Source organism: Patescibacteria group bacterium, from assembly GCA_041675205.1.
Taxonomy (GTDB): domain Bacteria; phylum Patescibacteriota; class Patescibacteriia; order GWA2-46-9; family GWA2-46-9; genus JBAYUF01.
Genome location: JBAYUF010000002.1, coordinates 40,783 through 56,502, shown reverse-complemented (window position 1 = coordinate 56,502; position 15,720 = coordinate 40,783). Strand labels below are relative to the sequence as shown.

The 15,720-nt window shown below is 49.1% G+C and carries 15 protein-coding genes; 7 read left to right on the top strand and 8 right to left on the bottom strand.

Annotation, left to right across the window (positions count from 1 at the left end; genetic code table 11):
• Nucleotide 1: 1 nt before the first annotated feature.
• Nucleotides 2–733, top strand: coding sequence for an acylglycerol kinase family protein (locus WC052_01505; GenBank protein ID MFA7286325.1), 732 nt, complete (start codon nt 2–4; stop codon nt 731–733).
• Here the strand turns inward: WC052_01505 and WC052_01500 are convergent.
• From WC052_01500 to rpmH, 5 genes are read right to left on the bottom strand one after another with little or no spacing between them, the layout of a single operon-like run.
• The gene (locus WC052_01500; protein ID MFA7286324.1) at nt 730–1,017 is read right to left on the bottom strand and encodes a hypothetical protein; all 288 of its coding nucleotides are present in this window, start codon (nt 1,015–1,017) and stop codon (nt 730–732) included. The two genes, WC052_01505 and WC052_01500, sit on opposite strands and share 4 nt — an antisense overlap.
• Complete coding sequence (locus WC052_01495; GenBank protein MFA7286323.1) at nt 998–1,729, bottom strand: YidC/Oxa1 family membrane protein insertase; 732 nt, start codon at nt 1,727–1,729, stop codon at nt 998–1,000. Before WC052_01495 ends, WC052_01500 begins: the two co-directional genes overlap by 20 nt.
• Before the next feature lie 8 nt (nt 1,730–1,737).
• Nucleotides 1,738–1,983, bottom strand: coding sequence for a membrane protein insertion efficiency factor YidD (gene yidD, locus WC052_01490; GenBank protein MFA7286322.1), 246 nt, complete (start codon nt 1,981–1,983; stop codon nt 1,738–1,740).
• A 4-nt stretch (nt 1,984–1,987) separates the two neighbouring features.
• A complete protein-coding gene (rnpA, locus tag WC052_01485) occupies nt 1,988–2,332 on the bottom strand; it encodes a ribonuclease P protein component (GenBank protein MFA7286321.1) in 345 nt (114 codons plus the stop codon).
• A gap of 3 nt (nt 2,333–2,335) precedes the next feature.
• Nucleotides 2,336–2,476, bottom strand: a complete 141-nt coding sequence (gene rpmH, locus WC052_01480; GenBank protein MFA7286320.1) for a 50S ribosomal protein L34 — start codon at nt 2,474–2,476, stop codon at nt 2,336–2,338.
• 262 nt (nt 2,477–2,738) lie between these two features.
• On the opposite strand from rpmH, the gene dnaA reads away from it, so the two are divergent.
• Together dnaA and dnaN are read left to right on the top strand one after the other, a co-directional pair.
• Nucleotides 2,739–4,088 (top strand): chromosomal replication initiator protein DnaA, encoded by a 1,350-nt coding sequence (gene dnaA / locus WC052_01475; protein ID MFA7286319.1) that lies wholly within the window; start codon nt 2,739–2,741, stop codon nt 4,086–4,088.
• Between the two features lie 286 nt (nt 4,089–4,374).
• Nucleotides 4,375–5,481 (top strand): DNA polymerase III subunit beta, encoded by a 1,107-nt coding sequence (dnaN, locus tag WC052_01470; protein MFA7286318.1) that lies wholly within the window; start codon nt 4,375–4,377, stop codon nt 5,479–5,481.
• A 52-nt stretch (nt 5,482–5,533) separates the two neighbouring features.
• Here dnaN and WC052_01465 read toward each other — a convergent pair whose 3' ends face one another.
• A complete protein-coding gene (locus WC052_01465; GenBank protein MFA7286317.1) occupies nt 5,534–8,089 on the bottom strand; it encodes a PBP1A family penicillin-binding protein in 2,556 nt (851 codons plus the stop codon).
• 84 nt (nt 8,090–8,173) lie between these two features.
• On the opposite strand from WC052_01465, the gene WC052_01460 reads away from it, so the two are divergent.
• From WC052_01460 to WC052_01445, 4 genes are all read left to right on the top strand, one after another.
• Nucleotides 8,174–9,349, top strand: coding sequence for a S1 RNA-binding domain-containing protein (locus WC052_01460; GenBank protein MFA7286316.1), 1,176 nt, complete (start codon nt 8,174–8,176; stop codon nt 9,347–9,349).
• A gap of 75 nt (nt 9,350–9,424) precedes the next feature.
• Nucleotides 9,425–11,251 carry an ATP-dependent zinc metalloprotease FtsH gene (gene ftsH / locus WC052_01455; protein ID MFA7286315.1) on the top strand — a complete coding sequence of 609 codons (1,827 nt, stop codon included), beginning with the start codon at nt 9,425–9,427 and terminating at the stop codon, nt 11,249–11,251.
• A 78-nt stretch (nt 11,252–11,329) separates the two neighbouring features.
• On the top strand, nt 11,330–12,364 hold the full coding sequence (locus tag WC052_01450) for a hypothetical protein (GenBank protein MFA7286314.1): 1,035 nt from the start codon (nt 11,330–11,332) through the stop codon (nt 12,362–12,364).
• A gap of 5 nt (nt 12,365–12,369) precedes the next feature.
• Nucleotides 12,370–14,082 (top strand): GspE/PulE family protein, encoded by a 1,713-nt coding sequence (locus tag WC052_01445; GenBank protein MFA7286313.1) that lies wholly within the window; start codon nt 12,370–12,372, stop codon nt 14,080–14,082.
• Here WC052_01445 and tsaE read toward each other — a convergent pair.
• Together tsaE and tsaD are read right to left on the bottom strand one after the other, a co-directional pair.
• Entirely contained in the window at nt 14,079–14,519 is a 441-nt protein-coding gene (gene tsaE, locus WC052_01440) for a tRNA (adenosine(37)-N6)-threonylcarbamoyltransferase complex ATPase subunit type 1 TsaE (GenBank protein MFA7286312.1), read from the bottom strand. The genes WC052_01445 and tsaE overlap by 4 nt on opposite strands.
• Before the next feature lie 2 nt (nt 14,520–14,521).
• Nucleotides 14,522–15,661 carry a tRNA (adenosine(37)-N6)-threonylcarbamoyltransferase complex transferase subunit TsaD gene (tsaD, locus tag WC052_01435; GenBank protein MFA7286311.1) on the bottom strand — a complete coding sequence of 380 codons (1,140 nt, stop codon included), beginning with the start codon at nt 15,659–15,661 and terminating at the stop codon, nt 14,522–14,524.
• Between the last annotated feature and the right edge of the window lie 59 nt (nt 15,662–15,720).

Below are 15,720 nucleotides of genomic sequence, written 5' to 3'. Positions count from 1 at the left end.
TATGCACTTCTACGTCTACGACGAAGCACTAACGCAGCCTAAACTTGCGGCGGCATTAGCGAACGTTGAGGCGAGACTAACAGATCTCGAGCTCCATGGTCGCGTTGGCCGCCTTGGGCCACTAAAGAGCGCCAAAGACATGGTACGCCAGGCGGTTCGTGCTGGTGCCACGACGATTGTCGCTGTGGGTACTGACACTGTTGTCAGCGAAACACTCGACGCTATTGCGGGAACCGACACAACGCTCGGCATCATCCCCATTGGCGAGCCTTCCACCATCGCTCACCACCTCGGCGTTCCGGCAGGCGAACGAGCTGTCGAAGTACTCGCCGCCCGAAAAGTAGAAATTATAGACCTTGGTAAAATTGATACCCACTTCTTTTTGACCGAGGTAGAAGTAGCTGCGGCAAAACCACTCACCCTAGAGTGTGACGAACGGTACACGGTAAGTATTCCGAAAACCACCAACCGAGTTACCCTGGCCAATCTTACTACTGCTGCACACTGTCAGGATGGCTACCTCGAGGCACACTTCACCCCACCAACAAAACGTAGCTGGCTCAGAGCCACTACCGCCATCACAAGCACCGTTCCTTTCAAACACGTGCGTATTTTTGCCGGCGAAGAAGAAACCGCCACAATCCAAGGCAACTACACTATCAAGCTTCCGGCCATTGCCGAGGTAATGCCTCGTTCACTACGGGTAATTGTTGGCCGCGACCGGTCTTTTTAAGCACCCACCGCTGGTGCGCTTATCCCTGTCGCAGACGCCGGTAGTCCTTCACGGCTAACCGCATCAAAGACGACCATACGCTGCCGCTCTATCGCAACAACTTGCGCTGGCGTAATAATGAAACGCTCGTTCTGAAATGGCTTTGGCAGCCGCGGCGCAACATAAAAACGGACAACGGTACACAACGCAACGTCAATATCAAAATTTTTTATAATCCCCAGGCGAGTACCGCTTTGTGTTTCAACGGGTAGTCCAAGGAGTGCTTTAGCTGGCAAGGTTGCCATCTTTTTTCTTTCTAAAAAGAACCCACTGCTGCAACGCCAATAACAACGTGCTCAGGAACCAATACAATGCCAGTCCGGCTGGAAACGTCCACGCAATCACGGTCGTTACCGCCGGCATAACATACAGCATTTGCTGGTTCATAAGTGTCGCGAAGTCTTCATCCTTGGATTCGTCGCTTCGCTTGGCTGGCCGACGATGAACCAGCATTTTCCCTTGCCAAAATTGGGCCAACCCAGCGAGAATTGCAATTATATAATTCGGCTGCGATAGGTCGAGAAGGCCGTAAAGACCCATGGTGTTTATGTGCTCCGGCGATGGTATAAATGAGTACAATAGCTGCAAACTCTCGGGTTTTGTTACATTTCGAAACGCGTGGAACAGTGCAATAAGAAACGGGAGCTGCAGGAGTAAAGGAAGGCACGACGAGAGTGGATTAATCTTTTCTTCTTTGTAGAGCTGCATTGTCTCTCGCGCCAGCTGCTCACGATTATTGCTGTACTGTTTTTTTAAAGCTTCCAGCTTTGGCTGTAAGTCTTGCAATCCTTTTTGGGCACGTATGGATTTAACGGAAAGTGGATAGAGAACCAGGCGAATAAATATTGTCAAAATAATAATGGCAACACCGAGGTCATTGCCTGGGATAATGTCATACAAAAAAACTAACGCGTTGAAAACCGGCTGATAAAAGATGGTGTTATAGAGGTATGACATGGCAAAAATTACTGTTTTATAGCTTCTACAGGGTCACTGCCGCCTTTGGCCCATGGATGACACCGGACAAGGCGCCGGAACGCATACCACAAGCCTAGCCACTTATACTCGGCAACCGCCGCCTTGGCGTAGACAGAGCACGTTGGCGTAAAGCGGCAACAGCCATAGGGATAAAAATAGCGGCCAACAGCGCTATGGTCTGGTGAAACTGTCCACTGATAAAGAGTGATTCCGAAGGAAATAACCTTAAGCATAGGCTTAGAGACCCGATCGGCTGAGTAACGCTTGCAAGCTAGCTTTTCGTGCTATGGCCGAACACTGCAGTATCGGACGCTTTACAGAAACCATGATAGCAATACCACTCGACGACAAGGGTCGTTTTGCCAGTGCCTGACGTAAATCAACCCGCAACTGCCGTTTTATCTTATTCCGTACAGTAGCCCGTTTATCAACGACGGTACCAACAACAACGGTAACTCGCGGGCCAGGAGCAAGTAACGGCATTGTGCGCACCAATAAAAATTGATCGGATACTCGCCTGCCTTTTGCTATTGTCCGCTGGATGTCTCTTCGTTTCCGTAACCGCTCGGCCCGGGGAAACATGGACTAAGCAACGGCCAATCTTTTGCGACCCTTTGCTCGACGCCGCGCCAGTACCGCTCGTCCACTCGTGGTACTCATCCTCGCTCGAAAGCCATGTTTTTTTGCTCGCTTCGCTTTTTTAGGTTGGAACGTCCTCTTTGGCATACTCCCGTAAATGAATTAGTAAGTTGTAACGCTGCCCAGTCTATGTAATGCATTCAGTATACGTTGTCAAAAGCTCGTGGTCAAAGTCATCATGGAGAAACAGGCCGCCCACAGGATATCCACAGGTTGTTAACATTCCTTCTGTTCCATTCTACTATGAGCTTCCACCCCCTGTGCTATAGTTGAAAATACCGAATTTTTTGAAATAAACTACAATGATTTTTTTGCTGCTTCGTACTCACCACATGGTACCCCACCTCCTATGACAAAGGAGCATCTCTGGCAAGCGGTTTTGGGTGAGCTTGAACTGGTCATCAGCCGAGCAAATTTCACAACCTGGTTCAAAAATACATTTGTTATTGAGGTTGATGATGGCCGGGTGATTATTGGCGTCCCCAACACGTTCACAAAAACCTGGCTCGAAAAAAAATACCACGACGCCATTGTTGTTGCTATCCAAAACACCCTTCAAGAAACACTTCGAGAAGTGATGTACAAAGTTGAGGTCCATCGTCCTGACGGTGTCTTTGAACACACGACGACTGCAGCAGTCGAACCAAAAGCAGTAGCGGTAAGCCAGGCGCAGCAACGCTTTGGCTTAAATGAGCGCTACCGTATTGAATCTTTCATTGTTGGGAAAGGAAACGAACTTGCCCACGCCGCCGCATTGGCAGTAGCGAGTAACCCAGGTAAGTCATACAACCCCTTATTCATTTATGGTGGTGTTGGCCTTGGAAAAACACACCTTTTGCAAGGTGTCGGGCTTAACCTTATTGAAAAAGGCGCTCGGGTGCTCTACGTGACCAGTGAACGTTTCACGAACGACTACATTCAATCAGTTCGCGCCGGTCGTGCAAAAGAGTTTAAAGATCAGTACCGCTCCGTTGATGTTCTTCTCATTGATGACATTCAATTCATTGCTGGGAAAGAAGCCACGCAAGAAGAATTCTTCCACACCTTTAACGCGCTTCACCAAAACAACAAGCAAATCGTGCTTACTTCAGACCGCCCACCAAAAGCCATCCCCGCCCTCGAACAACGGTTACTCTCTCGTTTCGAATGGGGAATGATTGCTGATATTGCTAACCCCGACCTTGAAACTCGTACCGCCATTTTACAGTCGAAATGTAAGGAGAAGCGGGTAAACATCGACGGTGACATTCTTGGCTACCTTGCGTCTGTTGTGCAGCACAATGTCCGCGAATTAGAGGGGGCGCTAAACCGCGTGCTCGCCGAACAAGAATTCTCTGGCCGAATTGCAACCCTTGACGACGTGAAAAAACTGTACCGAGATATCGCTCAAACAACCACTCGCACCGAGCGACTCACTCCAAAACAGCTCATCGACATCGTTTGTCGTTATTATGCGATATCAATTGAGGATGTACTTGGGAAAAGTAGGAAACGAGAACTCGTTCTTCCCCGCCAAGTAAGCATGTACCTAATGAGAGAAGAAACAAAGGCGTCTTTCCCTTCCATTGGCCAACATGTTGGGCAACGTGACCACACAACCGTTATGCATGCGTATGACAAAATTAAAACTGCTGTTGAAAATGACGAAAAGATACGACAGGATATTCTCACTATTCGTCAGCAACTCTATGTTGTGTAAAACATGTGCACGAACAGTGCAGCACAGAGAGATGAACTGTGGAGAAAAAGAGACCTACTAACACAATTACTTTCCTTCACTCCACTCCTCACGACACTTTCCACAACCACTAAAACTTTATGATCACTACTACACAACGTCATCCGCACTTCATCAACAACCTAACACTTACCACCAGTAGAGATTTAGCAGCAAAAGCTGGGTACGGTTGTCTTTAATCTTACTTACCCACAAATCCACACCACTTACTACTTCTATTATTTCTTTTCTATATTAACTTATTAATATGCGGTTCACGTGCTTGAAAGAAAACCTAGTACTCGGTGTCCAAACAGTTGCCCCAACTGCACTTCGGTCTGGTGGGTTACCAGTGCTAAAGAATATCCATATTTCAGTTGAAGCAGGAAAAATAACTTTCACCACAACAAACCTTGAGTTGGGGGTCCAGCACACCGTTCGCGGAAAAACTGAAGAAGATGGCAGCTGTCTTGTACCTGCAAAATTATTCCTTGATCTTGTTAGTTTATTGCCAGAAGGAACGGTGACGGTTACTTTGGAGGAAAGTGGGTTGCGAATCGCCACCGCGGACACAAGTAGTTCACTTCACACAATTCCCGAAGCAGACTTTCCTATTATCCCCTCACTAGAGAATCCGAAAAACGAAGTTGAATTTTTAATTAGCGATTTTGTTGAGGGTCTTAAAAAAACACAGTTCTCAGTTGGAAGAAATGAGCAACGACCACAATTTCAAGGTGTTCTACTGGTACTTGATGGGCAGACGGTGTGTTTTGCGGCTACTGACGGATTCCGATTGGCTGAAGCGAAAGGAAAAATAGCAACGCAAGAAGGACGAGTGCAGTGTATTGTACCAACAAGTGCAGCTCAGGAAATCTTCAGGATGCTGGGTAGTTTAAGTGGATCGGTAAAAATGGCGCTTGGGGAAAATCAAGCATGTTTTTTGTTTGATCAAACAGTAGTAACAACCCGCTTGGTAGAGGGAGATTTTCCAGAGTACGAGTCTTTATTCCCAGTTGGTGGAACCGAGCATGTTGTAGCAGTTAGCGCCCTTAGTAAGGCGGTAAAAGCCACTGCACTTTTTTCTCGTGGTGGTTCGTCTAGTATTGGGGTAACCGGGAATGCCGACGGCTCACTAGATGTACATGCTGAAAGTAGTGAGGTTGGTTTCCATCGCACAAAAGTACCAGCTACTGGGCCAGCTGGAACAGGAGAGTCAATCACCCTAAACGCGCGTTACCTTCTCGATATTTTGGCGGTGGCTGATGGTAAGGTAGTCGTACATTTATTGAATGCTGATCGACCGGTTTTGGTTACCCCCTATGAAGCAGCAGAGGGAAATAATTGGCGGTATCTTATTATGCCCATTCGGGGGTAATAGAGAGGCAGCAGGAGAGGATAAGTAAACCCCCACAAGCGTGGGGGTTTACTTATGGGATGTAGTTAAAAGAACGCTCAACAGTTTTTGTGTTACCAACATCGTCTCGAACCTCAACTTGAAGATTGTGGAAGCCAGAGGCAAAGGTATCTGGTATAGCTATTGTTTGCCCTGTCCCCCCTCCCCCTGTGGCCACTCGGCTGCCGTCAAAAGAGTATGAAATACTTACAATGCCCCGTTTGGCAGTAGCGACCAGTGTGACGGGTAGCGTTGTTCCTCGCACGGTTTGGTTAGGTGCCGGACTTGTGACAATGAGCTGCGGTTCGTTCTCAATAGTGTGCACATCATCATACTCAGTTGGCGGGACTGTTATGGTGTCGCTACCTTGGGCTCCCACCCACTGTTGGACGGCAGCTTCCCATGGGGCGTAGTTAGGATCATTCTCTGGATGTTCAGGTGCTGGCCCGGTTGGGTTATCGCGATCAACATAGTGGAGAATACTGTGCGCCGCTGGGTAGGAGCGTGTTTCTCGATAATCAGTCGGTGTTCGGTCGGTGGCTAATTTTCCTGATGCACGATCAATAACAACAGAAAGCGTTGTTGGTATTTTCCCATAGAGCGCTGGATTACCATCCTCAGAAATTTGATCTGGTGGGGTGAACTGTTCAACCGAAGTACCTTGCAGGGCACCGCGCATAAAAGCGTTCCAGATTGGCGCAGCAACATTCACCCCGTCAGCAGAGCCGGTCATTGCCGTGTTGTTATTGTTTCCTGCCCACACACCAGCGACGAGAGACGGCGTAAACCCAATTGTCCAGCCGTCGTGGAAGTCGTTTGTTGTTCCTGTTTTTGCACCAACTGGTCTGTCTCCCAGGGTGAGCGGGCTACTGGCACCAAAGACATACGCCCGGGCACTGTTGTCGGTGAGAATACTGGTAACGAGTCTGGCAACTTGCGTTGGCATAGCTTGTCGATTTTTTGGTTGGAACGATTCGAGAAGGTTCCCATTGGAGTCCTCAACGCGAAGGATTGCCGCGGTTTCGTGGTAGACACCATCATTGGCGAATGCTTGAAAAGCAGCCGCATGTTCTAGTAGTTTTACCTCCCCACCCCCAAGCACCAACGACAAACCAAAGCGACTCCGATCACCAAGCGTTGTATAGCCGAGACGATCAGCGAGGTTCAGCGCATTATCGACACCAGTCAAATAGAGTGTTTGCACGGCAGGAATATTTAAAGAGCCGGCTAGCGCCTGCCGAATAGTGACCGGGCCATGCTCTGCCCCACCGAAATTGGTTGGTTCATAGGCGGCTTGCGGCGGCGATAAGAACTTTGTTTTTACGTCGTAGAGGACAGTGTTTGGTGTGTAGCCACGCATGAACGCAGCGGCGTATACGATTGGTTTGAAAGACGAGCCTGGTTGTCGTGGTTGAATGGTAACGTTGACGTTGCCGTCAATTGTTTCTTCGAAGTAGTCTTTGGAACCAACCATGCTCACTATTTGGCCTGTCTTTGGGTCAATCGCTATGAGTGCTGCGTTGTTTCCGCCGTAGCGCTCAGTATTTTTATCCGCACCATTCTTTACTGCCTCCTCGGCAATTTTTTGTAACTTCGCGTCGAGCGTCGTTACCACTCGTAATCCATTCGTTTCCAAATAGCCTTCTCCATATTTTTCTGCCAGCAAGGATTGAATATAGAAAACGAAATGTGGTGCCGTGATACCCTCCCCCAATTTCGAGAAGTGGAGCTCCTCTTGTTTGGCCACTTCAGCTGCCTCTTCCGATATATAACCAAGGGCGGCCATTTCGTCTAAGATGTAGTGCTGTCGTGCTATGAGTTCGGCTCGGTTGTTGCCATAAGGGGAAAGTCGAGAAGGTCTGTTTGGTAGGGCGGCCAGTGTTGCCGACTCCGCTAGCGAGAGTTCGTTGGCGTCCTTCGCAAAATATTTCTCCGAAGCAGATTGGATACCGTAGGCATTGCCGCCGTAAGGAATCGCGTTGAGGTAGAGTTCAAGAATTTGGTCCTTTGAAAATTCTTGTTCGAGTCGGTAGCTTAAAATGAGTTCCTTTAGTTTTCTGGTGTAGCTTTTTTCGTTCCCGACGATGGTGTTTTTAACCAGCTGTTGCGTAATGGTTGATCCCCCCGGTTGTCGACTGGTAAAAATATTCACAAGCACTGCTCGAAGGAACCCGCGGATATCAAACCCGTTGTGTGAGTAAAAATTACGGTCTTCGGCTACCAACGTCGCATTCCTTACGTTTTCTGGGATTTGCGCCAAGGTAATCGTCGTCTGTTTTTGGTCGCCATGGAATTCATATAGCACTGTTTCACCCGTGCGGTCGTAAATTTTTGTGCCATTGTTTATAGCCTGGTGCGCAAGGCTCCCAGGGTCGGGCAGGGTGTGTGAGTACCACGCGGTTAGTGCGAGAAGCGCCAGCACACCAAAGGCCGCGCCAGTGGCCCCAATAAGCGCCAGTTTGCCAATGAGATGTTTTGCGCCACGGGGGAGAGTGAACTGAGGGAGTCGGCGACCACGTTTTCGTTTCCGGTGCAGTGACCCTGTTGGAGACGGTTTATAGGCTATGCGTTTAAAGTGATGGTGCGGCATTTGTATAAGAAAGATAGTGGCTTCACTATAGCAGAGCTATCACCCTTGCCAAAGTCTGTCCCCTTCAGTATAGTGGGTAAACCTATGATTAAAGTAACAACGAAAAACCCCAGCAAAATCGCTACTTCAGAGATTCAGCAGCTTCTCGAAGATCGGCAATATTGGTCACTGCCAAAGGTTGGCGATGTCGTTTCCGGTATCGTTAGCAGTATTACAAAAACAGAAGTTCACCTTGATTTAGGTGGCTATTCTGGTGTCATCCGTGGTCGGGAGCTTTATAATGAATCAGAAGACTATGCAAAGTTGGGGCTTGGCGACCCGGCCGAAGCAACCGTTCTTGATCTTGAAAACGAGCTTGGTGAAGTTGAACTCTCCTTCAGATTTGCTGGACAGCAACGGTCGTGGGGTAAACTGGAAGACCTTCGTGATGCCGGCGAGTTAGTGACGGTAACCGTGCGAGAGGCGAACAAGGGTGGGCTCATTGTTGACGTCAACAATGTTGAAGGTTTCTTGCCTGTCTCACAGCTCTCAGCCGAGCACTACCCACGGGTTCCTGGTGGTGACAAGGTCCGCATTCTAGAAAAATTGAAAGAATTTATTGGTGAGAAGTTTGTCGTTAAGGTGCTTGACGCAAGCCTAGATGACGGGAAACTGATTGTTTCCGAAAAGAAGGTTGAAGAGGACAAACAGGTGGAGAAGATTAATGCGCATCGTGTTGGTGAGGTCTGTGAAGGTCCAATTACTGCCATTGCCGACTTCGGTGCCTTCATGGAGTTTGCCCCGGGGCTCACTGGTCTCATCCATATTTCAGAGTTGGCCTGGCAGCGGGTTGAGAATCCTTCAGAAATTGTCGTGATGGACCAAAAAGTAAAAGCGCAGATTATTAACATCAATGGCCCAAAGGTTTTCTTGTCGGTTAAGCGGCTTCTCCCTGACCCATGGAAAACAGTACAAGAGAAGTACGCTATTGGGACTCGAGTAAAGGGGAAAATCAGAAAGATAAACAGCTTTGGGTTGTTCGTGGAGCTTGACCCTGAAATTCATGGTTTGGCACACGTCTCAGAATTGGGTATGGCTCCCGAAGAGGTTGCTGAAAAAGTAAAGTTAGGTGACGAGATGGAGTTCACCATCGTTTCATTAAAGCCGCTTGAATATCGCCTTGGCTTGTCGCTTACAAAAACAGCCGCTGATGTTGCGGCCAGTGCAAAAGAAGAGCCCGTAACTGAAGATGATAATACGAAGAAAGAATCGGCCGTCTAAATTATTTATTAGGCATAAAAAACCGTCCCGTAGCCGGGGCGGTTTTTTCTTGCTACACTGCACCTACTTTATTATATGAAAAATTTACTTCGCAGCTTCCTCTTCTTCATCCTCATCTTCTTCGCACTCGCGGGGATGGTCGCTGTTGTTTCTAATTATCGCAGCAGCACAGAGACCGTAAGTCTTAGCGCATTTGTCACCGATATTTCTGCCGGTTCAGTAAAAAGCATACTCGTTAGTGATGGAGCAACGATTCTCTATACGTTGCAAGACGGGTCTGAGAAGATGGCGCACAAAGAATCACAAGATTCATTGCCAGCGCTGTTGCAGAGCTATGGCGTTTCAGCGGAAGCTATTCGGGCGCTCCCCATTACCGTAAAGACCGAGGGTGGTTTCTCGTATTGGCTGGGGGCAGTGCTTCCAATCCTCTTACCCATCGCGCTCATTGGACTGCTCTTCTACTTCATGTTGCGGCAGGTGCAAGGCATGAACAATCGTGCCATGACGTTTGGACAAAGCACCGCTCGAGAAGCAAGTGACCAGCGCCGCGAGAAAACGACCTTTGCCGACATTGCTGGCGCTCACGAGGCAAAGCAAGAATTAGAAGAAGTCGTGGAGTTTTTGGCTCAGCCAGAAAAATTTCAGGCCGTTGGCGCCAAGATTCCCCGTGGCGTTTTATTGGTTGGCGCTCCGGGTACAGGCAAAACGCTTTTAGCGAGAGCGGTTGCGGGTGAAGCCGGTGTTCCTTTTATCCACATTTCTGGTTCAGAATTTGTGGAAATGTTTGTTGGGGTTGGGGCTTCGCGGGTGCGCGATCTATTCCGCCGTGCTAAAAAGCTTGCCCCGGCTATCATTTTTATCGATGAAATCGATGCCGTTGGCCGTCAGCGTGGTAGCGGGTTGGGTGGCTCGCACGACGAACGAGAGCAAACACTAAATCAGATACTTGTTGAGATGGACGGGTTTGAAACATCAACCAACGTGATTGTTATGGCGGCCACAAACCGGCCTGATGTGTTGGATGCCGCCCTCCTCCGACCCGGTCGTTTTGATAGACGAGTGATGATTGACCTTCCCGACATTAACGATCGTGAGGCAATTCTTGCCGTACATGCAAAAAACAAACCAATGGCACCAACCGTTGTCTTACGAGAGGTGGCTGCTCGAACACCGGGACTGTCTGGTGCGGATCTCGCCAACGTATTAAACGAAGCGGCTATCTTGGCTGCGCGTCATGGAGACAAAGCGATTTCACAAACGGCGATTTTAGAGAGCGTTGAAAAAGTTATCCTTGGCCCAGAACGTCGTAATCAAGTGATCTCAGACAAAGAGAAGAAAATTACTGCATACCACGAGGCTGGTCATGCGCTCGTTGCACACTTGTTGCCAAACGCCGACCCGGTGCATAAAATCTCCATTATTTCTCGCGGTCATGCCGCAGGGTACACATTAAAACTGCCACTCGAAGACAAACGGTTCCACACGAAGAGTGAGTTTATTGACGACCTGGCTGTTATGTTGGGCGGCTACACCGCCGAGCAAGAAGTGTTTGATGAGTTAACCACCGGTGCGTCGAACGATTTGCGGCAGGCTACGAAACTGTCGAAGAGTATTATCGTTGATTATGGTATGAGCGTGCTTGGCCCACGAACCTTCGGGCATCGAGAAGAGATGATATTCTTGGGTAGAGAAATACACGAACAGCGAGATTATAGTGAAGACACCGCCAAGCAGATTGATGAAGAAGTAGCCGCACTATTGAAGCGGGCACAGGCAACAGCTAAGCGACTCATTAAAGAAAATCGACCGACTCTTGAACGCATTGTGGCCGCACTTCTTGAAAAAGAAACATTAGAGCGGCAAGCATTTGAAGCAATAATGGCAGAACCGGTGGCGGCCTAAGTGGCCGCCACTTTGCTGTAGTGAAGTTTTTTCGGTATACTATGTGCGTCGGGTAATCCTCAGGAGGCGAAAACACATATGATAAAAGTGCAACCAGTGTATCGGGCAGTGCTCGCGTCAGCCCTTCGTGCATCGTGGCGAGAAAAGTCGCTTTGGATGTGGGGATTATTTGCGGCGTTAATCGGTAACGTCGGTGAATATCAAGTTCTCTTTAGCGCCATTGAGCAAGTGAGCAATCGCGGTGGAGTACCGCTTCCTCTCAGTTTCACTGCCGACGTGCCGTCCGCAACTATTCAAACGGCCAGCTCACTCGGACACATTTTTTTCCAAGAGCCAGGTTCTATTCTGTTCCTCTTCATGACCGGCGCGGCGATAATAGCCGTGGCGGCTTTTTTAATTTGGTTGGCTATGATTAGTGTGGCCGCATTGGTGCGGAATGCCGCACTAGTCGCCGCCAGTAAACCACTTACTTCTTCAGCGACAACCTTGGCAGCAAGCCGAACCACTTTTGCTCCCCTACTCGTCACGTTTCTATTTGGGAAGATTGTTGTGTGGATGTTACTGGCATTGGTGGCGCTCTTCGCTGCTTTGGCAATCCTTGACCCATACTTTGGAATGCCAAGTTTTGCAGTAGCGTTTCTTTTGCTTATCCCAACAGCCATTGCGCTCTCGTTTATTGTTCGCTACATGGTTTCGTTTATTGTGTTAAAAAAGTGTAGCCTCGTCGATGCCCTTGAGCGGTCGATCGTTTTATTGAAGGCCCATTGGTTGGTCACGTTAGAAATGGCGGCTCTCCTTGGGGTTGTGAGTGTTCTTGTTGGGGCTCTCGTACTATTCATCGCTTGGCTATTCATTGTGCCGACGTTTATTGCCGCCGCTGTTCTTTGGCAGCTGGGGTTTGGCGCCTGGGGAACTATTGTGGGCTTAATCGCGCTCGTCGTTCTCATTGTCCTCCTCTTCTTTTTTGCGGCGTGGCTGGCAACCTTCCAATGGACGGCATGGACCATGCTCTACGTTCGATTAACCCAACGAACAAAAACTGTCAGTAAAATAGTGAGAGTATTGAGCCGTTTTCTGCCTGATAGGCGATTTCGCCTATTCCGTCGAGCATAGGGGCTATGGGCGCGGCCGGTAATGCGAGCGACCGCACGGTGCGAGTCGCTTCGCCCGACGCCTCGGGTAAGTTGGCGGACAAGCTCCGTTCACTTCGTTTTGAAGCAAAAGAGCGAGAGGTAGAAGAGCAAGCCACTACTGTTGGCGCTGTCTATTTTAATTTGAAGGGATTTCCAATTAATCCCGATAGCGTTTCTTTGATTTCAGAAGATGAAGCTCGTTCACTCGGATTGATTTGCTTTTGGTACTCAATAGATGACCTTCGGCTAGGTAGTATTAATCCAACGTCTCCAGCGGTACGTGAAAAAGTTGCGGCGCTCGCAGCAGAACACCATACCACGCCGACCCTCTACCTCATTTCGTATGAAAGTTTTCGCCTCGCCCTTGATACCTATCGACGGGTGCCACGACCGTACGTAACCACCCGTGGCGTTAGTATTTCTACCGGAGATCTTGAAAAGTATACCCAAGGTGGTCGGCAAAGTGACACGTTAGGTGAAATCAAGAAAGCAATTTCAGGCGCCTCAACGAGTGATGTGGTCACGGCAATCATTGCGGGGGCACTGCAAACACGGGCGAGCGACATACATATTGAAGCCAGTAACGCCGGTCTGGCACTACGGTTTCGTATTGATGGTGTTCTCTATCCCGTCCTTTCGTTTCCGGCGACTATGTATGACGCTTTGGTTAAACGATTAAAATTGTTGTCTGGACTAAAAATAAATATTACCGACAAACCACAAGATGGTCGCTTCACTATCGCTGAGGCCGCTGACAAGGTTGATGTTCGTATTTCTACACTACCAAGTGCGTATGGAGAAAGTGTTGTGTTGCGGCTCCTTCGCTGGAATGCGCGTGGGGTAGCCCTTGAAACGCTCGGCCTCACCGGGCACGCAAAAGAGGTATTGTTAGCCGAACTAGAAAAGCCAAATGGCATGATTCTGACGACCGGTCCAACCGGTTCTGGTAAGACAACAACGCTCTACGCCATGTTGGTGCGGTTAGCAAAACCAGAGAACAAGATTATTACTCTGGAAGATCCGATTGAATATCAGCTGCCGGGTATTACGCAAAGCCAAATTGATCAGACGCGGGGCTACACGTTTGCGGCTGGACTCCGTTCAATGTTGCGACAAGATCCAAATGTGGTTATGGTCGGCGAAATTCGTGATGCGGAAACGGCGGATGTGGCGGCGAACGCGGCGCTCACGGGGCATTTGGTGCTCTCTACGCTCCACACAAATAATGCCGCTGGTGCTATTCCGCGCCTCTTAAATATTGGGCTGGCTCGGTTTCTTTTACCAGCCGCCCTAAACGTTATCATTGGTCAGCGGTTGGTTCGTCGTCTTTGTGAATCGTGTAAAGTACCGACGATGCCAGAAGAAAAATTGGCCGCTCGTGTGGCCGCTATCCTGGCAACCCTTCCGCACGTTGATCGTGATGAGTTACCAAAGAACCAAACCTTCTACACCAGCCCGGGTTGCGAAGCGTGTCAGCAGCTGCAGTACCGCGGACAAATTGGTATTTATGAAGTACTGCTGGTTGATGCAGATATTGAAAATGCAATTTTGTCAGGCGCTGAACTTTCTGAGTCAGCAGTGCTTACAATGGCCAGGAAAAATGGTATGCGCACTATGGTTGAGGACGGTGTGCTGAAGGCGCTACAGGGAATTACGAGTCTTGAAGAAGTGTTCCGCGTAACCAGTGAAGAAGGTTAAGGAGTCGTAATTGTCACCGTTCTTTTTGTTCCTTGGCGAGAAAACTGTAGCCAGGTAGTGTGTGGCGGCAGAGCTGGCGCTATCGTGTCCGCCCACTCGACTATGACAATGCAGTTTTTATCGGCCAAAGCGTCGTCCAACCCCGCCATACATATTTCCTCGGCACTGTGCGCCCGGTAGCTATCAATGTGGCAGAGGGTGAATTTTTTTCCGGCATGAAATTGGACCAGCGTATAGGTTGGGCTAATCACTCGTGACTTTACACCAAGTGCGGCTGCAAAGAACTGCGTAAAGGTTGTTTTGCCGGCGCCAAGATTTCCAACGAGTCCAAAGACGTCACCCCCTCGGGCGAGCTTCGCGAGGCGAACGGCAAGGGCTTTTGTGGCTTGTAAATTTGCCAGTGGGAGCGTTACGCTCTGCTGTTTCTTCTTAGTCATAGCTACAGAGGCAAGTGCGGGTCAATAACGAGCGGCCGCTTTTTGTTCAAAAGAAAACGTACCGCCCCAGCCGCTGCAATCATGGCACCATTGTCCGTTGCGAACTCTATGGCCGGGGTGAGCAAGGTTGCTTTTGGGGCGCGCACGGTCAGCGCTTCTGCTAAACGCATTTGTAGTTTTGTGTTTGCGGCTACACCACCAGCCAGCACAATAGTTTTTGGCAAGTACTGTTCGGCCGCTCGACACGTTTTTTCAACAAGGGTTTCAACGATAGCCGTTTCAATACTTGCTGCCATGTCAGCCTTACGCACTCCCCCTTTTTCAATCTGCATTGCCGCAGCCGTTTTTAAACCAGAGAAACTAAAGTCAAGATTATATTTTTTGTCGAGCATCGGCCGAGGTAGTTTTATGATTGGCTTCCCTTGCTTCGCCAGTCGTGAAAGCGCCGGCCCACCCGGGTATGGGAGCCCAAGCAGTTTTGCTGTCTTATCAAATGCCTCACCCGCAGCATCATCTCGGGTAGAGCCAAGCACGATATACGAGAGATGACGCTTCATTAAAATAAGCTCGGTGTGCCCACCCGAAACCAGTAGCGCCAGCAATGGAAAAGTGAAATTGGCCGCGTTGTCACCCGGAGTTCTTCCCTTTTCCCCTTCGCCATTTGCCATTGGCAATTTACCATCTGAAATCTCCCCCCTTATTGTCTTGCCATTTGCTATTGGCCATTTGCCACCTGCCAACAAGTTCGCATAAATATGTCCCTCAAGATGGTTCACCGGCACCAGCGGCTTTTGCCACAGGTAGCTAATAGTACGAGCGACTTCCACGCCAGTAACTAGAGAAGTTACAAGGCCCGGCCCACTAGTAACAGCAATGGCATCAATTGATTTTTTTAATTCTGAAAGTGGGATTTTTTTTTCAAGTTGGGTAAGAAGACCCGGCAAACGAATAGCATGTTCTCGCGCCGCAATCTCTGGCACTACCCCGCCGGTCTTTCTGTGGGTGGCAATTTGTGAGTGAAGAAAGTTGTACTGCAAAGACAACTGAATGGTGCCGTGCTTGTCTCGCGAGGCATCCAGCAAAGCAATCCCGCTTTCGTCGCATGACGTTTCAATTCCTAATATCCGAACCCGTTTGTTCATATGACCCGAGTATACGGGTTCATGTGCATCGTCGCAATTAGCATTGACGGTCTTTAATT